The sequence below is a fragment of the Allobosea sp. BE125 genome (genome assembly GCF_031456075.1).
In the GTDB taxonomy this organism is placed as follows: Bacteria; Pseudomonadota; Alphaproteobacteria; order Rhizobiales; family Beijerinckiaceae; genus Allobosea.
On the sequence record NZ_JAVDTY010000006.1, the window covers coordinates 89,798 to 110,488 of the forward strand.

Consider the following 20,691-nt stretch of genomic DNA (forward strand, 5'->3'; position numbering starts at 1 on the left):
GACCAGGTCCGCGAGCAGCCCTGCGGCGGCGCCAATCCCTGCGCCGATACCGGCGCCTTCCGCGGCGCCGGTCCAAGTCATCAGGCTGCGCCGGTCCAAGTCATCAGGCTGCGCGCTGCCGCGCGCGAGGGGGCTGGCCACTGCCGGAATGGTGGATATCCGCTGCCGGGGTCACGCTGATAGGGCGCTTCTCAATGCTTGGAAGATTGGCATAGAGCTCGACGCGGTCGCGGCCGCCTCGCTTTGCCAGGTAGAGCGCCTGGTCGGCCCGGTCGCGCAGCTTCTGTGCACTGCAATCGGCCCGCCACAGGGCAACGCCCGCGCTCACGCTCGGTGTGATCGTCTCCTTGCCCGACGTGAATCCCAGGATATTGACCGCCCGCCGGATCCGGTCGGCCATGGCGAAGCCGGTTGCCTCGGTCTGGTCGCGCAGAAACAGCGCAAACTCTTCGCCACCCAGGCGGCCGAGGGTGCATCCGGGCCCGGCCGCGGCGGCGATCGCCTGTGCGACGCCCGTGAGAACCAGATCGCCCGCCTCATGACCGTAACGGTCATTGACGCCCTTGAAATGATCGATGTCGATCATGACAAAGGCGTCCCCGGTCCTGAGCTGGTTTGGAATCGATGCCAGGAAATGCTGCCGGTTCGGTATCCCGGTGAGCGCATCGGTATTTGCCAGGCGCTTGAGCTGAGCTTCTGCGCGCTCCTGGACGAGGACGATCACAAATAATGCAATCGAGAAGTGGCACATGATCAGCATGAAAAACGCATAACGGGCTTCGAGCGGCCCATATTGCGGAGCGATCATCTTGATCACGACCAATGCAGAGAAGCCCATTGCGGCCGCGAGCGATGCAAGAAGTCCCCATCTTGCGGGCAGGCGTTCAGCGAAGAAATCTCTCAGGACGACAAAGCAGGAGAAACCGAGGAACGCGGCGGTGTCGGCGTTGAATATCGCGGCACGCGCTTGATTATTGGCATGCCAATGCATGCCTCCGACGATCGCCGATAGGCTGAGCGCGATGGCCAGGAGGAGCCAGCCCGAAGCCTTTCTCTGCCGCCCGCTCAGCCGGAGCAGCCCCATCGCCATCAAGGAATAGCCGGTGACGCCGATGGAAAAGCTTGCGAAAGTCCAGACCTCATAGGGCAGCGTGCCCTGCTCGCCGGCGCCGGCGAGCGTCGAGGCAAAGCCGAGAAGGCCATAGCCGATCGCCAGAAAATCGAGACCCGGCTCCTTGGAACGCCACCTGACGTAAAAAAAGCAGATCGCGCCGACGATGAACGAGGATTTGTGAAGCAGAAGAACTGTAGCAAGATCCATCGTCTGACCGAAAGCGAAGCGAGAGCGTGAGCCGCCTACGCCTAAAGACCTATTTTTGAATGAATCTCTGTTCGCAATCCGTGGCGGGCGGCTGACCCGATCCGGGGCGCTCAGCGCTGGTTTGGAACCTCCAGCCCTCATCCTTCGAGACGCCATTCCCTGCGGAATGGCTCCTCATAGGCTGGCCGATCATGTGAGCAAGGATTTCAGTGGGTTGGAATTTCGGGAAACGCGCCGTCATCCCGGGCGACTGCAAGGAGACCCGGGATCCATGCCTGAGCGTTGCCTGGCGAGGCTCCGGCATGGATCCCGGATCGGCGCCGCTGACGCGGCTTGTCCGGGATGACGGCGCGTTTGTCCTTGATGTTCAAGCGTTCGAATTCAGGGCATCATGACGATGCCGATCGCCAGCGTCGCCAGCGTCAGCGGCGCGCCGACCTTGAAATAGGTCCAGAAATCGATCGCGATCCCGTCCTTGGCGGCGCGCTCGGCCACGATCAGGTTGGCGACCGAACCCAGCAGCGTGAAGTTGCCCGCGAGCGTCGAGGCCATTGCCACGACGAGCCAGGCGCGCCGGGGGTCTTGCAGATGCTCGACGAAGGGCTTCAGCACCAGCACGGCCGGGACATTGCTGACGAGGTTCGACAGCACCGCCGTAACCCCCGTCAGCACGGCCACGTTCCCGAGGTCGAGACGGGCGGCCTGCGCCAGCAGGTCGGGCGTCAGCACCGCGTGTTCGAGCCCCCTTACCACGATGAACAGCCCCGCGAACATCAGCAGCAGCGGCCCGTCGATCTCAGCATAGACCTTGCGGGGCTCGATCCGGCGGGTGAGCAGCAGCAGTGCCGCTGCGCAGATCGCCACCTTGGCGACGGGGTGGCCGAGGAAGAACAGGGCGATCATCGCCACCGAAACCAGCGCTGCCTTGGTCGCAAGCCAGCCGTGATAGTGGGCGGGAACGGTGACGCTCCGCAGCGCCTGCCGCGTCATGTACTCGCGGGGATTGAGCAGGAGCACGAACAGGATCGTCACCAGCAGGCCCAGCGCCGCGATCGGCAGCAGCGCGCCGGTGAAGGCGCCGTAGGAAATCCCTGAGAGATTGCCGATGATCATGTTCTGCGGGTTGCCGGTGATCGTCGCCGTCGAGCCGACATTCGAGGCGAGCGCAACGGCGATGAGATAGGGCACCGGGTTGCGCTCGAGCGCGCGGGTCAGCGTGATGACGATCGGCGCCATCACGAGGCAGATCGCGTCGTTGACGAGGAAGGCGGAGAGCACGCCGGTCGTCATCACCACGACCGACAGCAGCAGCACCGGGTGCCGCGCCCGGCCCGCCGCCCAGCCGGTCACCATGCGGAAGAAGCCAGAGAGCCGCAGATTGGCGACCACGATCATCATGCCGAGCAGCAGCGTGATGGTGTCGAGATCGATCGCGCGATAGGCGTCCTCCAGCGAGAGCACGCCGCAGCCGACCATGAGCGCGGCGCCGATCAGGGCTGCACCGGCCCGGTCGACGCGCAGGCCAGGCATCCGGCCGATCGCAATGGCGACATAGGTCGCAAGGAAGATCGCGATCGCGAGGATCTGCGTCGCGTCGAGGCCCCAGACGGTCATGCAGATCAGGCCATTTTCTCGTTCGCGGGCGCGCGCGGCGCGGCGGCGCCGTGGTCGGTCGGCGGCTCATATCCGCGGGTCTCCGGCATGGCCACGAGATAGAGGACAAGCCCGCAGGCCGCGATTGCCGCGAGCGTGACGAAGGCTGCGGAATAGCCGGCGGTGACGATGATCACACCCGCCAGCGAAGCGGAGATCGAGGCCCCCACGCCCTGGACCGTCGCGACGGCGCCTTGCGAGACGTTGAAGCGGCCGGTGCCTCGCGTCAGGTCCGCCACCACGATGGGAAACAGCGCGCCGAAGATTCCGGCGCCGACGCCGTCGAGCGCCTGCACGGCCACCAGCCAGAACGGGTTGTCCGAGACGACATAGAGCGCGCCGCGCAGCGCCAGCACGCCGAAGGCGACGAGGAAGATCGGCTTGCGGCCCCAGGCATCGACCTTGGCGCCGACCATGATCGCCATCGGCACCATGACGCATTGCGCCGCCACGATGCAGGCCGCGATCAGCGAGGTCGCCTGTTCCTTGCCGGCGATGCGGGTGAGCAGCTGGCCGACGGAGGTGAGCATCGCGGCGTTGGAGAGGTGGAAGATGGCGCAAAGCAGCGCAAACAGCATCAGATGGCGGTTGTGCAGCAGCGCCTTGAGCCCGGACGGCTTCTCCTCGTCGACAGCCTCGTCGAGACCGCGCGCGAGGTCGTCGTCGATCTCCTTTTCCGGGACCAGCAGCATGGCGCCGACGCTGAAGACCGCGAGCACGGCCATGAGCCAGAACACTACGATCGGCCCGAAGAAATAGGCGGTCGCGCCCGCGATCGCAGCCGAGGCCGCGTTGCCGAGATGGTTGAACGCCTCGTTGCGGCCGATGCGCCTGGAGAACAGCTTCGGCCCCACGAGGCCGAGCGTGATCGCGGCCAGTGCCGGCGGGAAGATTGCGCCCGCGATCGCGGCGACCGATTGCGTGCCGACGACCAGATAGAAATTGCCGATGAAGGGAAGCGCCAGGCACGAAAGCGTCACCGCGAGCGCGGAGGCGATGACGATCGCCGGCTTGTGACGGCCCTTGTCGATCAACGCGCCGGCCGGGGTCTGTGCGATCAGGCCGACAATGCCGGCGATGCTCATGACGAGGCCTACCGTCGCCTCGTTCCAGCCCTGCTCCGGACCGCGCACCGCGATCAGATAGATGGCGAGATAGGGTCCAAGCCCGTCGCGCACATCGGCGAGGAAGAAGTTCAGGGCGTCCAGGCCCAGAAGCGCCCGCCGGGACGGCGAGCGCTCGCCCGATTGAGCTGTGGCGCCTGACTGGCTTTGCGTGGGCATGGGAGGGTCTCGCGGCAAGGAAGTGATCGACAGGCGGGGAGAGGCCGTCCGGCGTGCGCCGGACAGGGGCATTGCGTGGATCTGGTGGTGCGAAGGCCTGGTTCGGCGGGCGCGCCGCAGCGCGCTGACGATCGAGCCGGGAAGGGGATCGGCCGCGCCGGGCCGGGGATCGCGTAGGGAATTCCGCAAGGGAGCCCCGACGTGACCAGCGCTTCAAACCCGCAGAGCGTGCGGCGGTTCCCGCCGGCTCCGCGACATTCTGCCCTTGCGTCAATCGGCGCCGAGGCGCGGTTTCGCATGCCGCACCTCGCCGGCGAAGGTGACGTGCATTTCGAAGCGCCTGCCGTTCTTGGCCGCATCGATTTCGAAGTGCTTCGGTTTGCGGCGCGGCGCGCCATCCGGCTCGAACCCGGCCTGCCGCACCGCATCGACCGCCCTGGCAGAATCGGCCTGCGCCTCGGGGCCGTCATGCTTGCCGGGCTTGGTCTTGGGCTCTGGCTCTGGCTTGGGCTTGGGCGCGATCTCGATCGTGGTTTCGCCGCGCGTCAGCTGGCAAACCTTGATCTCCGACGGCTTGCGTTCGCCTGCGATCGCGATGCTGTCGCCGCAGGAGAGGCTGATCAGACCCTGACCTTCGGGAGTGAGGTCGGCCAATAGCAGGCCCTGGTCGGTTTCGAGGGTGAAGCGGTGGGCGAAGAGATCACGCACCGTGCCACGGAGATGAATATCCGGATGGGGCATTGGAAAATCCTGTCTGGGGTGCCGGCCGCGTCGGGAGACGGCGGCCGGCGCGTTCTGGAAGCTCAGCCGCGCGGTCCGGGAGGCGGCGGCGGCGCGCGATCGTCCGGACGCGGCGGCTTCGGGCGGCGCGCGTCCAGCTGCGCCAGGCGGTCCGGCGTGGCGCCGAGCGCGGTCGTCTCGATCACGGTGCCGAGCGCGTTCTTCGTGCTTTCGCCGCGAACCGAGATCGTCTGGTCGGGCTTGAGAACGTCGGCGAAGCGCTCGGCCTCATGCGGCGGCAACCGCAATTGGGCGCCGTTGTCGAGAACCGCCCCGTTGATCTCGCCGCGCTTGCCGTGCAGCACGGCGACGATCTTGCTCGTGATGACCTCGGAGGCGGCCGAACGGTCCTCCGGGCCGCCCTGGTCGAGCACCACGGCGCCGGTCGCGTCGTTGGTGACCGAGACGGCGTCGACCAGCGGCAGGGCCCGCGCCTTGAGGCCGCGGACGGTGACCGCATCGCCCGGCCGCAGTGCGAACGCCGTCTGGGTGGAGAGATGCGGCGGCAGCTTGACCTCGGTTCCGTCGGCGAGCAGCAGGCCGTCGATCTCGCCGCGCGGGCTCAGCGTGAACTGCTTCACGATGCCCTTGGTCTGCGGAAGCTGGGAGGCGTCATAGGCCAGGCCGCCACGGGCCTGGGCAAGGACGGTGGCGGCCCCGAGCGCCGTGCCGCCCAGCAACAAGAGTGCGGCGGCTGTCGAGCGAACTCTGTTCGTCATGATTTCACCTGCTGTCGTGCCGGCTGCCCGGCGGGATGATGTCTCATCCGCAACCGGTGTGCCAACAGCCAGGCCGTTATATTTCAAAGGCTTGCTTGGTCAGTCGTTCTCTCATCCGTCCGTATTCCTGACAGCCGCCGTCAGGGATCCGGACGCCTCGTCGGCGTCGAGCCCGTAGCGCTCGATCTTGGTGTAGAGAAGCTGCCGATTGATGCCGAGGCGCCGGGCGGCCTCGGTCCGGTTCCCGGCGCAGGCCAGGAGTGCGCGGCGGATCATCTCGGTCTCGAGCCTGGCCACGGCGGCGGGCAGGTCGCCGTCGAGCCATCCGGCAGGGGAGGTGGCCGGCCCCGTCTCGATACCGGCATCGCCCATATCTGCGACATCGAGCGCATCGCCCCGCGCCAGCACGACGGCGCGGTCGATGGCGTTCTTGAGCTCCCGGATGTTTCCGGGCCAAGGGCGGGAGAGCAGAGACGCCGCCAGCGCGCCCGTCATCCGTTTCGGACGTTCGCCCGGGCGCGCTGCCAGGCGCAGGAAATGCTCGGCCAGCGGCACGATATCGGCGAGCCGCTCGCGCAGCGGAGCGAGCGGGATCGTAAGCACGTTGAGCCGGTAGTAGAGGTCCTCGCGGAAGAGGCCCTGCGCGACGCGCTCGGGCAGCTTGCGATGCGTGGCCGCGACGATACGGACATCGACCTGGGCCGGGCGCCCTCCGACCGGCGTGACGATCTTGTCCTGCAGCACCCGCAGGATCTTGGCCTGCATGGCAGGCGGCATGTCGCCGATCTCGTCGAGGAAGAGCGTGCCGCCATCGGCATCGCGGAACGCGCCGTTCCGGTCGGCTGCCGCACCGGTAAAGGCGCCCTTCACATGCCCGAAGAGCTCGGATTCGAGCAGCTCGGACGGGATGGCGGCGCAGTTGACGGCGATGAACGGCCTCGGCTTGCGCCGGCTGTATTCGTGCAGCGCGCGCGCGACGAGCTCCTTGCCGGTGCCGGTCTCGCCGGTGACGAGGACGGTGGTGTCGCTGTCGGCGGCCAGTCCGATGGCCTTCTGCACCATCCGCATCGGCTCGCTCAACCCGACCAGGGTGAAGCGGGAGGCGCTCTGCCCGTCCTCCGCAGTCGTCGGAGCCGCCTGCTCCATCGCCCGCAAGGCGAGCATCCGCATCAGGGTGTCGGCGAGCTCGGCGCGGCCGATCGGCTTGGTGAGATGGTCGAAGGCGCCGAGCCGGATCGCCTCGATGGTGTTATCCGCCGTCGCATAGGCGGTGAGGATCGTGACCGGGGGCGGCGCGGGGAGGGCGCGGATCGCCTTGAGAACCGCAAGGCCGTCCATCTCGCCACCCAGGCGCAGATCGAGCAGGACCGCATCGATCGGCTCGGCCCGCAGGCGGTCGAGGCCGGTTCGCCCGGATGCGGCCGTTGCGGCCTCGTAACCGAGATCGCGCACCGTCTCTTCCAGGCTCTCCCGCAAGCCGGCTTCGTCGTCGACGATCAGGATGGTCGATGGTGCCATGGCAGCTCGATCTCGAAATGGGCTCCCCGATCCGAGGGCAGCAGGCGCAAGGTCGCGCGATTGACGCCGGCGATTTCCCGCGCGATGGCCAGGCCAAGGCCGGTGCCCTCCGGGTGGCCGGTCACGAAGGGTTCGAACAGGCGTTCGCGGATCTCGGCGGGCACGCCGGGGCCGTCGTCGCGCACCGCGATCACGAGATTCTCGCCCCGCCTTGCCGCGGTCAGCTCGACGCTGCCGCCGGCCGGCGTATGCCGCAAGGCGTTGCCGACGAGATTCTCGACGATGCGTCCAATCTCGCCAGCGTCGAAGCGCGGCGGCTCTCCGGTTGCGGCATCCGCGCCGAGCCAGTCGATCAGCTTGACCGAGACCGCGGCCGCCCGGTCGCCGAAGGCGGCGATGATCCCGGCGAGGAAGCGGGCGAGATCGACCGTCTCGGCCCTGGGTTCGCGCGGCTGGCTCATCGTCAGCAGGTCGCGCAACAGGCGGTCGAGCCTGGCGATCTGCTCGAGGATGAAGCCGAGCGCGGCTGTGCGGCGCTGCGCGTCTCCCGCGGCGAGAGCGTTCTCCGCCTTGAGCCGCATGGCGGCCACGGGGTTCCTGACCTCATGGGCGACGCCCGCGACGAGGCGTCCGACCGCCGCCAGCCGCTCGGCACTGGTGGCCCGTCGCCGGGCGTCGGACAGTCTCTCCCCGCTGGCATTGAGCGCATGCACGAGGCGGTCGAGCTCGGGCAGGCCCGTCGGCGCGAGGCGGGGCAGGTCGGCATCGTGGCCGGCCGCGAGATCGGCCTCCAGCCGCGCGATCCGCCGCGACCACGCGACCAGGAGCCAGCCCAGCCAGAGCGCCGAGCCCAGCACCGTCAGTGCGAGAACCGCGAACCCGGTCATGAGCCGGTCATAGGCCGGCCCGACGCCGGCCGCGATCCGCGTCATGGTCCAGCCGGTCAGCGTGGCGTCAGTGGGCCCGCCGAGCGGGCAGGCGTGCAGGAGAAGAATCTGCGACCGCCCCCGCCGCTCCACCGTCGCCGGCTTGCCGGCGGTGGCGGTAGCGGCGTTGACCTCGCCGATCGTCGCAAGCTCCGCCGCCGGCAGGTCCGTCTTCGGGCCGGTTCCCTCATAGGTCGGGAAGGCATAGGCGAGCGACCCCTCGGATTCGCGCCAGATGCCGCCCTCGATCTCCGGAGAGCGGGCGAGCGCGAGCTGGACGAGATTCGTCAACTGCCGGCGCAGCTCGTCGTCGGTCCGGCCCGTACCCGGCCCGCGCCAGCCGGACGCAAAGAACGCATAGCGGTCGGCGATGCCGCGGCAGGCCGAGACCAGCCTGTCCTGCGCCCGCCCGGCCTGAACGCTCGCCGTCTCCCGGTAGAACGAAACGAAGAGGAAGCCGGTCGCGGCCGCCGACAGGACGATCAGAATCCAGAGCCCGATCAGCAGGGAGCGCAGGGACATCAGCATGTCATCGGTCTGCGGCGAATGCCGGGATGCGCATGGTCGAGCCTCGACATATTCGGACGGCCGCCGGCCGAAGCAAGCGGCGCTCGCCAGGACAAGCTGCGGCACGGCGGTGAAAGCCGCAAGCCCGGCGCGCGACGCTGAACGCAGATGGTGGCTATGCGGCCAAGCCCTCGCATCGGCCGCCTGACAATGACTTCGTGGCTCTAGCGGAGCGATTGACCGAAGCGCTCGAGGCTTGCCGCCAGCGGTGTCGTCCCCGCGCCGGGATGCTGGGGCAGGGCGTAGACGCCGCCTTCGACGCGGATCGGTTCCTCGAAATGATCCTTTATCCAGGGAATGTATTCCAGGATCGTCGAGGCCGGGTGCCAGTAGGACAGGTGGACATGGACCTGGCTCATCTCGCCGGCATGCGGCACGACCGGGAGCCGGTGCGCATGGGCGAGGTCGGCGACCTGGATGTATTCGGTGATCCCGGCAAGCCGCGTCACATCGGGCTGTACGAAGCTGAGCGCGCCAGCCGAGAGGAAGGCCTTGAAGGCGTCGAGCGTATAGAGCTGCTCGCCAAGCGCGACGGGAATGGAGGTCGCCCTTGCCAGCGCGGCGTGGCTGGCGACGTCGTCATACCAGAGCGGCTCCTCGAACCAGAAGATGTCGAGCGGCGTGGCCTGCGCGCAGAAGCGCAGGCAGGTCGGCAGGTCCCATTTTCCGTTGCCGTCGATCGCGATGCGCACGGACGGTCCGACCGCTGCGCGCACCGCGGTGAGCCGGTCGATATCGGTCGTCGGATCGTCATGGCCGACCTTGAGCTTGATGCGGGTGAAGCCGTCGACCTCGACGGCGCGCTTGGACCCGGCGACCAATTCGTCCTGGGTGAAGGACAGCCAGCCGATATCGGTGTTGTAGCCTTCGAGCCGCTGCGTGCCCTGTCCGCCCAGGAACTTCCACAGCGGCATCTGCGCTTTCTTGGCCGCGAGATCCCAGAGCGCGACATCGACCGCAGCCAGCGCGAGATGCGTGATGCCCGCACGTCCGACCCATTGCAGGGCGGGATGGCGCGCGAGCTTGGTCCAGAGCCGCGTGCGGTCGTTCGCATCCTCTCCGATCAACAGCGGCGCATAGCAGTCCGAGATGCAGCTGGTGATCAGCCTGTCCGAGGTGAGGTGGGAATGCGTCCCGGTAAAGCCGTAGCCTTCCAGCCCGTCATCGGTGCGGATGCGGGTTCCCACGACGCCCCAATGCGTGACGTTGTGTGTGGAGTCGGAAATCGAGCTCTGCGTCAACGGCAGATGCATGATGAACGGTTCGACGGCGACGATCTTCATCCTGTTCCTGTCCCTTGAGTTCGAATTCGGCGCGGGCGGAAGCCAGGGCCCTTAGATAATGTGGTCAATGATTTCAGCAGGTTGGAGTTTCGTGCCGAAATGCGCCGTCATCCCGGGCGGAGCGAAGCGCAGACCCGGGATCCATGCCGGAACGCCTATCGCGAAAGGTCCAGGCATGGATCCCGGGTCTCCCTGCGGTCGCCCGGGATGACGGCGCGATTGTTGCCAAGGGCCAGGCTCCTCTGGATGAGGGCCGGAGTTTCCAAACAGGCTCTCAGCGGATCATCCCCATGAAGCGCGGCAACCACAGCGTCAGCTCGGGAATGAAGGTGATCGCAAACAGCGCCGCAAAGAGCGGCATCAGCCAGGGCAGGATCGCCATGGTGGTCCGCTCGACCGACAGTCCCGCGACGCGCGAGAGCACGAACAGCACCATGCCGAGCGGCGGATGCAGCAGCCCGATCATCAGGTTGAGCGTCATGATCAGCCCGAAATGGATCGGATCGACGCCGAGCTTGAGTGCGATCGGCAGCAGGATCGGCACGACGATGGTGATGGCGGCGATGGTGTCGAGGAAGCAGCCGATGAACAGCAGCAGCAGGTTCACCAGGATCAGGAACACCCATTTGTTCTGGGTCAGGCCGAGGATGAGGTCCGACAGGATCTGAGCCGTCTGCGAAACGGTCAGGAGCCAGGCGAAGATCGAGGCCGCGGTCACGATGAACAGCACGGAGGCCGTTGTCTCGATCGTGTCGAAGGTCGCCTTGGTCAGGCTGCGCAGCGTCATCGAGCGATAGCGGACGAGGCCCAGGAACAAAGACCAGATCACGGCTGCGGCGGCGGCTTCCGTCGGCGTAAACCAGCCCAGCGTCATGCCGCCGATCAGGATGACCGGCGTCATCAGCGCCATCACCGCCGAGAAGTCGAAGTAATAATCCAGCGCCAAGAGCGCGGCGAGCGCCAGCCCGATGGCGACGTTCTCCGACAGGCCCATCCAGACCAGCCCATAGGCGAGGACGGGAAAGCCGAGCACGACGACCACCTCGACGCCGGCCGTGCCGAGGTCGCGCAGGGAGAACTTGGCGTCGGCGCCCCAGCTGTAGATGCGCGCGAAGATCGCGACGGTGGCCATCATGAACAGCGTCATCACCACACCGGGGATGACGCCGCCGAGAAAGAGCGCGCCGATCGAGGTGTTCGACATCATGCCATAGATGACGAAAGGCAGCGAAGGCGGGATGATCGGCCCCAGCGTCGCCGATGCGGCGGTGACGCCGACCGCGACCTCGGTCGAGTAGCCATGGTCCTTCATCGCCTTGATCTCGATCGTGCCGATGCCGGCAGCGTCCGCGATCGCGGTGCCCGACATGCCGGAGAAGATCACCGAGCCGATGATGTTCACCTGTGCGAGACCGCCACGCATCCAGCCGACGAGCGAGACGGCAAAGGCATAGATGCGCCCCGTCACTCCGGCGATGTTCATCAGGTTGCCGGCCAGGATGAAGAACGGCACGGCCAGCAGCGGGAAGCTCTCGACGCCGGCGATCATGCGCTGGGCCAGGATGACGTCGGGCACCGTCCCGCTGATCAGGATGAAGGCCAGCGAGGCAACGGCCATCGCGATCGCGACGGGTACGCCCAGGATCATCAGGCCGAGAAAGGAGCCGAGGAGAATGAGCATGGCGGCCTCAGGCTTCCGAACCGTCGAAGGCGGACGGTCTCTCGAGAACGGAATAGCCGCGCTGCCAGTTCAGCCAGGCGACATGGATGGAGCGCAGCGTCATCAGCGCGAAGGCGAGGACGACGGCATAGAAGATCACCGCTTTCGGGAACTGGATCGTGGTCATCATCTCGTCGGGGATCAGCGAGGCGTAGCGGTGCATCAGCACGGTCGCATAGGCGAAGAAGCCGATGCGGACGATGTCGACGAAGCTGGCCAGCACCCGCCCCGTGCGTGGTGAGAGATAGCGGTAGAGGAAATCCACCTGGATATGGCGCGAGGCGCGCACGCACAGCGACGCGCCCAGGAAGACCACGACGATCAGCGCGTAGATCGCGATCTCCTCGGTCCAGGCGAAGCTGTCGTTCAGGACGTAGCGGGTGAAGAACTGCAGGATGACGCAGCCGACCATCACCCAGAAGGCGGCAAGCGTGACCCAGTCCTCGATGCCGTAGCCGCTGAGATCGGCGGGCGGGGGCGCCTCGTCGAAGACATGGGCGAGCTCGTCGCCGGTGACCTTGGTGTGGATTTCGGGCGTCGGTGTCATGGACGGGTCCAGCGGCGGGGTGGGGCGACGGGTGAGGCGACGCAGTGTCCGTCGCGATGCTCGCGCACATGGCGAGCATCGCCATCCTGATCACTGCGTTGGGTCGATGAAGCGAAGACCGTCATGGCCGGGACAAGCCCGACCATGACGGGAAGACGCGATGCCGGTCGCGAGAGCTCAGGAGCCCTGACCGTCCTTGATCGCCTGGATCTTTTCCCAGTCGGCCTTGCGGTAGCCGAACTGCTCGAAGGTGACGTTCTTCTGGACGTTGGCGAGGAAGTCGGCCTTGTCGATCTCGGTGACCGCAATGCCCTTGTCCTTGAAGAACTGCACCAGCTTGATTTCGTCGGCCTGGATCTTCTTGGTGGTGCGCGCGGCCGCCTCCTGGGCGACCTCGCTGAAGATCTTGCGGTCTTCCGGCGAGAGCTTGTCCCAGAGCTGCTTGGAGGCGACCGTGTTGAGGTGATCGACGATATGGCCGGTCAGGATGATGTTCTTCTGCACCTCGTAGAACTTCTTGGCCTCGATGGTGTTGAGCGGGTTCTCCTGCGCCTCGACCGTGCCGTTCTGCAGCGCGAGATAGACTTCGGCGAAGGCGATCGGCGTGGTGTTCGCGCCGCAGGCGCGCGGCATGGCGAGATAGGCCGGCACGTCGGGCACGCGGATCTTGAGGCCCTTCATGTCGGCGCAGGACTTGATCGGCCGGTTGGAGGTGGTGTGGCGCGTGCCGTAATAGCTCACAGCCAGGATCTGGTGGCCGCTCTTCTCCTGATAGCCCTTGGCCATCTCGGCGAAGACGTCGCTTTTGACATAGGCGAGCAGATGGTCGGGCCCGCGGAAGGTGAAGGGGTAGTAGGTCACGCCGATCGGCGGGTAGGCGCGGGCTGCGAAGCTGGAGCCCGAGATGATCATGTCGACGGTGCCGAGCGTCAGGCCCTGGTTGATGTCGGTTTCCTTGCCGAGCTGCGAGGCCGGATAAACCGTGACCTCGTAGCGGCCATTGGTGCGCTTCTTGATCTCGTCGGCGGCCCAGACGGACTCGGTGTGGAAGGGCTCGGAGGTCTCATAGACATGGGCCCATTTCAGCTTGGTCTGGGCCTGCACGGGGGCGTTGAGCAGGCCGATGCCGGCGGCGAGCGCGGCAATGGTGACGAAGGTCTTCATGGTGGCGTTCTCCCTGGGTCGTTGCGAACGAGTTGCGTCATTTCTGCCGTGGCGGACGCGCGCTGACGCTCGCTCGTCCGCTTGAGATCCGGTTCTCCAAGCTCTGCTTCTCGGAGGCATGGTTCTCGGCGCCCTGGCCGTCGCCAAAGCTGCGCGAGAAACGCATCTGCGAATTCTGGATGTGCCGGCGCATGGCGCGGCCGGCCGCCGCGCCATCGCGGGCGGCGAGCGCGTCGCGGACGACGCCGTGCTCGCCCCAGGTTTCGCGCCATGACTGGTCGTCTTCGAAATAGCGGGCCAGCCGCGCAAAATATGGGTTGATCCGCTGGTCGAACAATTCGCCGACGCAGCGCACCAGCACGCCGTTGCCCAGCGTGCCGGCGATCGTGACATGGAACGCCCGGTCGAGCCGGATCAGCTCGTCGCTGCTGAGGCCCCCAGTGCCCATCTGGAGCAGGATCGCATCGAGCGCGGCGATGTCGCCGGGAGTGATGACTTTCGCCGCCTCCCGGCAGATGCCGCTCTCGATGAGCTCGCGGGCCTTGAGCAACTCGAAGGGACCTTCGCCCTCGGGCGGGGTCGCCTTGCGGTGCGCGCCAGCGGGCTGATCGAGCACATAGATGCCCGAGCCCATCTTGATCCGCACGATCCCCTCGACCTCGAGCGCGATCAGCGCCTCGCGAACGGAGGGGCGGGAGACCCCGAGCTTTTCGGCGAGTTCGCGCTCGGGCGGGAGGCGCGAGCCGACGCCGAATTCGCGCCGCTCGATCAGCCCGCGCAGCTGATCGGCGATCTGGCGATACAGGCGCGGCGACTCGACCACTTCGAGCGGCAAAAACTCTCTCCCGGCGTTTCCTGGTCCCGACGTTGCGGGAATTTTGGCCAGTTGGTCAGGCCAATCCTGGCCAAGTGACCATTCGTCAGATCATGAGTCAAGGCCACGGAGCCGAACCGCCGGGGCGCGGCGGCGCATTCTCGAGCCCTGGCCGCCACCTTTTCCTGGAGCACTTCCGCGCGTCTCCGAAACGCGGACATGCTCCAGCTCCTTGTTTTACCGCATTGTCTTCAAGCGAGCCGGTCTCCGCTTCGCTCGAACGGCTTCTAATAGGACAGGCCACATGAGCGCTGCAATTCTCGAGCGAAACCCTGCTCGGCCGCGCCGAAGACGCCGTATCTGATGTTCCGGTCGGGAGAAGGCACTCGGGAAGCGAACGTCTCGAAGATACGTGCATAGCAGCGGCCGCTGGCTCCGTAGATATCACGATGTGCGGCCAGCCCAAGACCGATCCGGTAGGGGATGCTGCCGGCGCCGTCAGCCTGCGCCTGGCGACGTGGCGTCCGGGCCTGCAGCCGGTCGATACCGCAGCGCGAACGTTGCTCGGCATTGTACTCAGGCGTCGATGCCGCATGCCAGCCGCGTCTGCCGCTCTCTCTCTCAACGGCGACCGCATGCCGGGCAAAGACGCGCGCGTAGCAGTCGGCGTTGTCATACCCTCGTCCCTGCGCGATCTTCATCCCAACACGGTAGGCGGACTGCTCCTGCGCGGCAGCAGGCGCGCTCAGGACGAAACTAATCAAAGCCAATCGCCAGATCATCTTGCCAGCCTCGCCTATGGTAACGAAGCGGAACGCGTTTGAGCGGTTGAGTCAATACGTCGATATCGCAGAGGCGATTCAGGTCAATACTTCTCCTAGTATGAACGCCCTGTATGCGGGAGCAGTAAAGCCGGCGCGAGGTGGTCGGCATTCTCGCCGAACTGAACGCCGGCAAAAGATGACAAGCCCTTCCGGCGGCCGGACAAGACTCAACCGCGCCTCGGGAGCGTCAAGCCGAAGGCCGCGGGCTCGATCTCCGCTTTCCGGCGACCGCTTGACGTCAGCGGCCGGGCATCGCGTTCGATACATCCAAATGGCGTCCATTCCGGCTCTTCGCGACATACGGGTTTCGGGCGCGTGTGAGGGGCCGGCGCGGACGAAGCTCGACCGCTTGCGGAAGATCGCACTGGAGCGCGCCGAACCCGTACCGGCACGCTCTTGTCTCCGCACAAATTTTAGCATCATGCTCGTGCCTCGGCTCGTAGCCGGCAGGCCAGCGTCCTGCTCACGACGCCTTGCTGGGGGCCGGGTCGCGGATGGTTTCGGTAGAGCTCAAGGCCGTTTCGAAGAGCTGGGGCGGCGCGGCCGCCGTCGATGACGTCAGCTTCACCGTCGCGGGCGGCAAGCTCGTGGCATTGCTTGGCCCGTCCGGCTGCGGCAAGTCGACCACGCTCAGGCTGATCGCAGGGCTGGAGGACAGCAGCACCGGGTCGATCGTCATTGGCGGGCGCGACGTCACCGGCGCGGCTCCCTCGCAACGTGGCATCGCCATGGTGTTCCAGAATTATGCGCTGTTCCCGCATCTGTCCGTGGCGGAGAACATCCTGTTCGGGCTGAAGGTGCGCAAGGTCTCGCGCGCGGATCGCGACGAGCGGCTCGCCCGCGCCGCCTCGATCCTGGGGCTCACCACCCTGCTCGAGCGCAAGCCCTCGCAGCTGTCGGGCGGCCAGCAGCAGCGCGTCGCGCTCGGCCGGGCGATCGTCGCGCAGGCCCCAGTCTGCCTGATGGACGAGCCGCTCTCCAATCTCGACGCACAATTGCGCGTCGAGATGCGCCGCGAGATCCGCGAGCTGCAGCAGCGCCTCGGCATCACCATGGTCTATGTCACGCATGACCAGGTCGAGGCGATGACGATGGCCGACCAGGTCGTGCTGATGCGCAACGGGCGGATCGAGCAGGATGCGCCACCCGACCAGCTCTACGAGAATCCGGCGACGATCTTCGTCGCGCGCTTCGTCGGTACGCCGCCGATGAACGTCATCCCGCTCGCCTCGGTCCTGGCGGCCGGCGGCGGCGCCGACCTCACGCCTCCCGCCCATGCCGAGCCCGGCCTGCTTGCGGTGGGAATCCGGCCCGAAATGACCGAACTCAGCGATGCCGGCATCGCCGCCGATGTCGTTGCGGTCGAGTATCTCGGCGCCGACACGCTGGTCGAGACCCGGATCGACGGCCAGCCCTTCATCGTGCGCCGGCCCGGCAAGGTCCGCGCCGCGGCGGGCGAGCGGGTGCACATCAAGCTGTCACAGGCGGCGGTGCACTGGTTCGACCTGAAGACCGAGCAGAGGCTCGTCCTCGGCTGACGACTGGATAACCAAGGCGTTCAAGACGCCGTACGAAGGGGAGTACAACAGATGAGCAAGCGAGATCTGGACAGGCGTGAATTCATCGGCGGCAGCGCGGCTCTGGCCGGCTCGCTTGCGATGGCGCAACCGGCACTGGCCCAATCGGCCGAGCTGTCCTTCTTCTACCCGGTCGCCGTGGGCGGGCCGATCACCAAGCTGATCGACACCTACGCTGCCGGGTTCGAGAAGGAAAATCCGACCATCAAGGTCAAGCCGATCTATGCCGGCACCTATCAGGAGACCATCGTCAAGGCGCTGACCGCGCATAAGAGCGGCACGCCGCCGGTGCTCTCGGTGCTGCTCTCGACCGACATGTTCACCTTGATCGACGAGGAAGCGATCGTTCCCTTCGACCCCTTCATCAAGACCGAAGACGACAAGAAGTGGCTCTCGGGCTTCTTCCCCGGCTTCATGGAGAACAGCCAGACAGGTGGGAAGACCTGGGGCATTCCGTTCCAGCGTTCCACGGTGGTGCTCTACTGGAACAAGGAGCTGTTCAAGGAGGCGGGGCTCGATCCCGAGAAGCCGCCGACCAGCTGGGCGCAGCAACTCGAATTCGCGCAGAAGCTGACCAAGCGCGATGCTGCGGGCAACACCAGCCAGTGGGGCATCCAGATACCGTCTTCCGGCTTCCCCTATTGGCTCTTCCAGGGGTTGGCCACGCAGGCCGGCGCCATTCTCGCCAATCCGGCCGGCGACAAGACCGACTATGCCAATCCTGGCGTCGTCGAGGCTCTGCAGTACTGGGTCGACCTGGCGCAGAAATACAAGGTTCACCCGCCCGGCATCGTCGAATGGGGCACCACGCCACGCGACTTCTTCGAGAAGAAGGTCGCAATGATGTGGACCACCACCGGCAACCTGACCAATGTCAGGGCCAACGCAAAATTCCCCTTCGGCGTCGCCGTGCTGCCCGCCGGCAAGAAGCCGGGCAGCCCGACCGGCGGCGGCAATTTCTACCTCTCCAAGAAGGCGAGCCCGGCCGAGCAGGAAGCCGCGTTCAAATTCGTGCGCTGGATCACCACGCCGGAGCGGGCCGCGCAATGGAGCGCCGATACCGGCTATGTCGCGGTGACGCCGGCGGCCTACGAGACCGAGGCGATGAAGAAATACGTCGCCGATTTCCCCCAGGCCCTCGTCGCCCGCGACCAGTTGCCGACCGCCGTCGCCGAGCTCTCGACCCATGAGAACCAGCGCGTCACCAAGGCGCTGAATGACGGCCTGCAGGCGGTCCTCACCGGCACGAAGCAGCCGTTGCAGGCGATGACCGAGGCCCAGGCGGAAGCCGAGCGCATCCTGAAGGCCTATCGCTGAGCCGATGAACAGCCGCGCGACCGCAACGATCCATGGCTGGCTGCTGCTGCTGCCGGCCATGGCTTGCCTGGCCCTGTTCACGCATTGGCCCGCGCTCGCGAGCTTCGTCGACAGCTTCATGTCGACCCCGCGGGCGCGCCGCCCGGCGCGTTTCGTCGGGCTCGACAATTACCAGCAGATGCTGGCCGACCCGATCTTCTGGAAGGCGATGGCGAATAATCTCTGGTTCGCCACCGGCACGATCCCGGCCTCGATCGCGCTCGCCATGCTGATGGCGGTCTGGGTCAACGACAAGATCGCCGGCCGCACTTTGGTCCGGATGGCCTATTTCACCCCGACCATCCTGCCGATGATCGCGGTCGCCAATATCTGGCTGTTCTTCTTCACCCCGCAATACGGCCTGCTCGAGCAGATCGTGGGTGCCTTCGGCGGGCGCAGCACCAACTGGCTGGGGTCGCAGGACACCGCGCTCTACGCCGTCACCATCGTTGCGATCTGGAAGGAGGCCGGCTTCTTCATGATCTTCTACCTCGCGGCGCTGCAGGCGATCCCGCCCAGCCTCGGTGAGGCTGCGGCGATCGAGGGCGCCTCGCGCTGGACGTTCTTCCGGCGTGTCCAGTTCCCGCTGCTGATGCCGACGACGCTGTTCGTGCTGATCAATGCAGTGATCAACGCCTTCCGCATGATCGACCATATCTTCGTGATGACGCGCGGCGGCCCCGACAATGCGACGACGCTGCTGCTGTTCTACATCTACCAGGTCGGCTTCGGCTTCTGGGATACGAGCTATGCCGCGGCGCTGACCTGCGTGCTCCTGCTGCTGCTCGCGCTGGTGGCCTTCGTCCAATATGGCTGGCTCGAACGCAGGACGCATTATCAATGAGCGGCGCGCCTCAACCGCAGCCGGCGGCCACCACCCGTCCCGACCCTTACGCGCCCAAGGGCCTGGCGCTGACGCTCGAATCGACCGGCGCGATCCTGCTCGCTTTGATCTGGGTTCTGCCCCTGGCCTATGCCGTCTGGGCCGCGATCCATCCAGCCGAGTACACGACCCGTTTCGTGCTGACCGCGCCGCTGACGCTGGACAACTTCACCCGCGCCTGGGCGGCCGCGCCCTTCGCACGCTATTTCCTCAACACCTTCGTCCTCGTCACCATGATCCTTGCCTTCCAGCTCGTGCTGGGGACGCTGGCGGCCTATGCGCTGGCGCGGCAGGATTTCTGGGGCAGGGACATCGCGTTTGCGCTGATCCTGGCACAGCTGATGATCATGCCCGACGCGCTGATCGTCGAGAACTACCGCACGCTTGCCAGGGTCAATCTGATCGACACGATCCCGGCCATCGCCTTGCCCTATATCGCCTCGGCCTTCGGCATTTTCCTGCTGCGGCAGACCTTCAAGACCGTGCCGAAGGAGCTCGACGACGCGGCCCGCGTCGAGGGCGCAAGCCCTTTGCAGGTGCTGATGAAGGTCTATGTGCCGCTCGCCAGGCCGACCTATATCGCCTACGGGCTGGTCTCGGTGAGCTATCACTGGAACAACTTCCTCTGGCCGCTGCTGGTCACCAATTCGGTGGAGTCGCGGCCGCTGACGGTCGGCCTCCAGGTCTTCTCGTCGAGCGATCAGGGCATCGACTGGGCGGTGATCTGCGCGGCGACGCTGATGACCTCGGCGCCGTTGCTGGTCGGCTTCCTGCTGTTCCAGCGCCAGTTCGTGCAGAGCTTCATGCGTGCAGGAATCAAGTGACGAGAATCAAGTGACGGGAATCAAGTGAGATGCGGCTGATCACCTGGAACATTCAGTGGGCCCGCGGCATGGACGACCGCGTCGATCCGGCGCGCATCGTCGCTCATGCCCGGCAGATGGCGGATTTCGACGTGCTCTGCCTGCAGGAGGTCGCAGATAATTTCCCCGAGCTCGACGGCAATGACGAGACCGACCAGTTCGCCTGCTTCGCCGAATTGCTGCCGGGCTTCACCGCGATCGAGGGCATCGGCGTCGATGTCGACGACGGCAGGGGCGGCCGCAGCCGCTTCGGCAATCTCCTGCTGACGCGCTATCCTGTCGCCCAGGCGCTGCGCCATCTCCTGCCCTGGGAGGCGGCCGAGACCCGCAACATGCCGCGCATGCTGATCGAGGCGGTGGCGCAAACCCCGCTCGGCCCGGTCCGGCTGATGACGACGCATCTCGAATACTCGTCGTCGCGCTTACGCGCCGCGCAGGTCGACGGCATTCGCGAGGCCCATCGTATGGCGCTCGCCCGCCACGCCAGGCCGCGCGAGGCCGGGCCGCACACCTATCGGATGACGCCGAGCGCGGCGAGCGCCGTGCTGACCGGCGACTTCAACATGCGCCCGGATGATCCGGTGCTGGCGCGATTGCTGGCGCCGTTCGACGGTGGTGAGCCGCCATTCGTCGACCTCTGGCCCGCGGTGATGGGGCAGGCGCCGCATCCGCCGACCGCGAACCTGTTCGACCAGATCTATGGCGAGCCCAGCTGCCTCGACTATGTGCTGGCGACGCCCGATCTCGCGGCGCGCGCCCGCACCATCATCTGCGATGTCGAGACCAAGGTCTCAGACCACCAGCCGATCCTCGTCGAGTTCGACTGACCGCCGCATCGGGCTACCTCCTTATTTGATCACATTGTCTTCACGCGAACCGGTATCCACTTCGCT

18 protein-coding genes are annotated in these 20,691 nt (G+C 66.3%); 5 read left to right on the forward strand and 13 right to left on the reverse strand.

The window, feature by feature from the left end:
• Positions 1 to 103: 103 nt before the first annotated feature.
• From J2Y55_RS15170 to J2Y55_RS15230, 13 genes are all read right to left on the reverse strand, one after another.
• Positions 104 to 1,321 carry a GGDEF domain-containing protein gene (locus J2Y55_RS15170; protein ID WP_310154608.1) on the reverse strand — a complete coding sequence of 406 codons (1,218 nt, stop codon included), beginning with the start codon at positions 1,319 to 1,321 and terminating at the stop codon, positions 104 to 106.
• 381 nt (positions 1,322 to 1,702) lie between these two features.
• Positions 1,703 to 2,935, reverse strand: a complete 1,233-nt coding sequence (locus J2Y55_RS15175) for an anion transporter (protein ID WP_310154611.1) — start codon at positions 2,933 to 2,935, stop codon at positions 1,703 to 1,705.
• Positions 2,936 to 2,940: 5 nt separating this feature from the next.
• Entirely contained in the window at positions 2,941 to 4,257 is a 1,317-nt protein-coding gene (locus J2Y55_RS15180) for an MFS transporter (RefSeq protein ID WP_310154615.1), read from the reverse strand.
• 270 nt (positions 4,258 to 4,527) lie between these two features.
• Positions 4,528 to 4,998, reverse strand: a complete 471-nt coding sequence (locus tag J2Y55_RS15185) for a hypothetical protein (RefSeq protein WP_310154618.1) — start codon at positions 4,996 to 4,998, stop codon at positions 4,528 to 4,530.
• Positions 4,999 to 5,060: 62 nt separating this feature from the next.
• Positions 5,061 to 5,756, reverse strand: a complete 696-nt coding sequence (locus J2Y55_RS15190) for a hypothetical protein (RefSeq protein WP_310154621.1) — start codon at positions 5,754 to 5,756, stop codon at positions 5,061 to 5,063.
• 111 nt (positions 5,757 to 5,867) lie between these two features.
• Complete coding sequence (locus J2Y55_RS15195; protein WP_310154624.1) at positions 5,868 to 7,274, reverse strand: sigma-54-dependent transcriptional regulator; 1,407 nt, start codon at positions 7,272 to 7,274, stop codon at positions 5,868 to 5,870.
• Complete coding sequence (locus J2Y55_RS15200; protein WP_310154627.1) at positions 7,253 to 8,722, reverse strand: sensor histidine kinase; 1,470 nt, start codon at positions 8,720 to 8,722, stop codon at positions 7,253 to 7,255. The genes J2Y55_RS15195 and J2Y55_RS15200 overlap by 22 nt, the downstream gene beginning before the upstream one ends.
• A gap of 209 nt (positions 8,723 to 8,931) precedes the next feature.
• Positions 8,932 to 10,050, reverse strand: a complete 1,119-nt coding sequence (locus J2Y55_RS15205; protein WP_310154630.1) for a mandelate racemase/muconate lactonizing enzyme family protein — start codon at positions 10,048 to 10,050, stop codon at positions 8,932 to 8,934.
• 274 nt (positions 10,051 to 10,324) lie between these two features.
• Positions 10,325 to 11,731 (reverse strand): TRAP transporter large permease, encoded by a 1,407-nt coding sequence (locus J2Y55_RS15210; RefSeq protein ID WP_310154633.1) that lies wholly within the window; start codon positions 11,729 to 11,731, stop codon positions 10,325 to 10,327.
• Positions 11,732 to 11,738: 7 nt separating this feature from the next.
• Positions 11,739 to 12,317 (reverse strand): TRAP transporter small permease, encoded by a 579-nt coding sequence (locus J2Y55_RS15215; RefSeq protein ID WP_310154636.1) that lies wholly within the window; start codon positions 12,315 to 12,317, stop codon positions 11,739 to 11,741.
• Positions 12,318 to 12,494: 177 nt separating this feature from the next.
• Positions 12,495 to 13,481, reverse strand: a complete 987-nt coding sequence (locus tag J2Y55_RS15220; protein WP_310154639.1) for a sialic acid TRAP transporter substrate-binding protein SiaP — start codon at positions 13,479 to 13,481, stop codon at positions 12,495 to 12,497.
• Positions 13,482 to 13,518: 37 nt separating this feature from the next.
• Positions 13,519 to 14,316, reverse strand: a complete 798-nt coding sequence (locus J2Y55_RS15225; RefSeq protein ID WP_310154642.1) for a FadR/GntR family transcriptional regulator — start codon at positions 14,314 to 14,316, stop codon at positions 13,519 to 13,521.
• A gap of 266 nt (positions 14,317 to 14,582) precedes the next feature.
• On the reverse strand, positions 14,583 to 15,077 hold the full coding sequence (locus J2Y55_RS15230; protein ID WP_310154645.1) for a hypothetical protein: 495 nt from the start codon (positions 15,075 to 15,077) through the stop codon (positions 14,583 to 14,585).
• Positions 15,078 to 15,613: 536 nt separating this feature from the next.
• Here J2Y55_RS15230 and J2Y55_RS15235 point away from each other — a divergent pair.
• Genes J2Y55_RS15235 through J2Y55_RS15255 form a run of 5 tightly spaced genes read left to right on the forward strand, consistent with a single transcriptional unit; the run spans position 15,614 to position 20,625 of the window.
• The gene (locus J2Y55_RS15235; protein WP_310154651.1) at positions 15,614 to 16,657 is read left to right on the forward strand and encodes an ABC transporter ATP-binding protein; all 1,044 of its coding nucleotides are present in this window, start codon (positions 15,614 to 15,616) and stop codon (positions 16,655 to 16,657) included.
• A 51-nt stretch (positions 16,658 to 16,708) separates the two neighbouring features.
• Positions 16,709 to 18,013, forward strand: a complete 1,305-nt coding sequence (locus J2Y55_RS15240; RefSeq protein ID WP_310154654.1) for an ABC transporter substrate-binding protein — start codon at positions 16,709 to 16,711, stop codon at positions 18,011 to 18,013.
• Between the two features lie 4 nt (positions 18,014 to 18,017).
• Positions 18,018 to 18,896, forward strand: a complete 879-nt coding sequence (locus tag J2Y55_RS15245) for a carbohydrate ABC transporter permease (protein ID WP_310154656.1) — start codon at positions 18,018 to 18,020, stop codon at positions 18,894 to 18,896.
• Complete coding sequence (locus J2Y55_RS15250; protein WP_310154659.1) at positions 18,893 to 19,759, forward strand: carbohydrate ABC transporter permease; 867 nt, start codon at positions 18,893 to 18,895, stop codon at positions 19,757 to 19,759. The genes J2Y55_RS15245 and J2Y55_RS15250 overlap by 4 nt, the downstream gene beginning before the upstream one ends.
• A 29-nt stretch (positions 19,760 to 19,788) precedes the next feature.
• Entirely contained in the window at positions 19,789 to 20,625 is an 837-nt protein-coding gene (locus tag J2Y55_RS15255) for an endonuclease/exonuclease/phosphatase family protein (RefSeq protein ID WP_310154664.1), read from the forward strand.
• The last annotated feature ends 66 nt before the right edge of the window (positions 20,626 to 20,691 follow it).

What these genes read in the sequence shown, in the direction of transcription:
- J2Y55_RS15215 (WP_310154636.1), bottom strand. Translation starts at nt 12,317, where the DNA reads ATGACACCGACGCCCGAAATCCACACCAAGGTCACCGGCGACGAGCTC.
- J2Y55_RS15175 (WP_310154611.1), bottom strand. Translation starts at nt 2,935, where the DNA reads ATGACCGTCTGGGGCCTCGACGCGACGCAGATCCTCGCGATCGCGATC.
- J2Y55_RS15210 (WP_310154633.1), bottom strand. Translation starts at nt 11,731, where the DNA reads ATGCTCATTCTCCTCGGCTCCTTTCTCGGCCTGATGATCCTGGGCGTA.
- J2Y55_RS15255 (WP_310154664.1), top strand. Translation starts at nt 19,789, where the DNA reads ATGCGGCTGATCACCTGGAACATTCAGTGGGCCCGCGGCATGGACGAC.
- J2Y55_RS15230 (WP_310154645.1), bottom strand. Translation starts at nt 15,077, where the DNA reads ATGATCTGGCGATTGGCTTTGATTAGTTTCGTCCTGAGCGCGCCTGCT.
- J2Y55_RS15195 (WP_310154624.1), bottom strand. Translation starts at nt 7,274, where the DNA reads ATGGCACCATCGACCATCCTGATCGTCGACGACGAAGCCGGCTTGCGG.
- J2Y55_RS15250 (WP_310154659.1), top strand. Translation starts at nt 18,893, where the DNA reads ATGAGCGGCGCGCCTCAACCGCAGCCGGCGGCCACCACCCGTCCCGAC.
- J2Y55_RS15235 (WP_310154651.1), top strand. Translation starts at nt 15,614, where the DNA reads ATGGTTTCGGTAGAGCTCAAGGCCGTTTCGAAGAGCTGGGGCGGCGCG.
- J2Y55_RS15200 (WP_310154627.1), bottom strand. Translation starts at nt 8,722, where the DNA reads ATGTCCCTGCGCTCCCTGCTGATCGGGCTCTGGATTCTGATCGTCCTG.
- J2Y55_RS15205 (WP_310154630.1), bottom strand. Translation starts at nt 10,050, where the DNA reads ATGAAGATCGTCGCCGTCGAACCGTTCATCATGCATCTGCCGTTGACG.
- J2Y55_RS15180 (WP_310154615.1), bottom strand. Translation starts at nt 4,257, where the DNA reads ATGCCCACGCAAAGCCAGTCAGGCGCCACAGCTCAATCGGGCGAGCGC.
- J2Y55_RS15170 (WP_310154608.1), bottom strand. Translation starts at nt 1,321, where the DNA reads ATGGATCTTGCTACAGTTCTTCTGCTTCACAAATCCTCGTTCATCGTC.
- J2Y55_RS15220 (WP_310154639.1), bottom strand. Translation starts at nt 13,481, where the DNA reads ATGAAGACCTTCGTCACCATTGCCGCGCTCGCCGCCGGCATCGGCCTG.
- J2Y55_RS15240 (WP_310154654.1), top strand. Translation starts at nt 16,709, where the DNA reads ATGAGCAAGCGAGATCTGGACAGGCGTGAATTCATCGGCGGCAGCGCG.
- J2Y55_RS15245 (WP_310154656.1), top strand. Translation starts at nt 18,018, where the DNA reads ATGAACAGCCGCGCGACCGCAACGATCCATGGCTGGCTGCTGCTGCTG.
- J2Y55_RS15190 (WP_310154621.1), bottom strand. Translation starts at nt 5,756, where the DNA reads ATGACGAACAGAGTTCGCTCGACAGCCGCCGCACTCTTGTTGCTGGGC.
- J2Y55_RS15185 (WP_310154618.1), bottom strand. Translation starts at nt 4,998, where the DNA reads ATGCCCCATCCGGATATTCATCTCCGTGGCACGGTGCGTGATCTCTTC.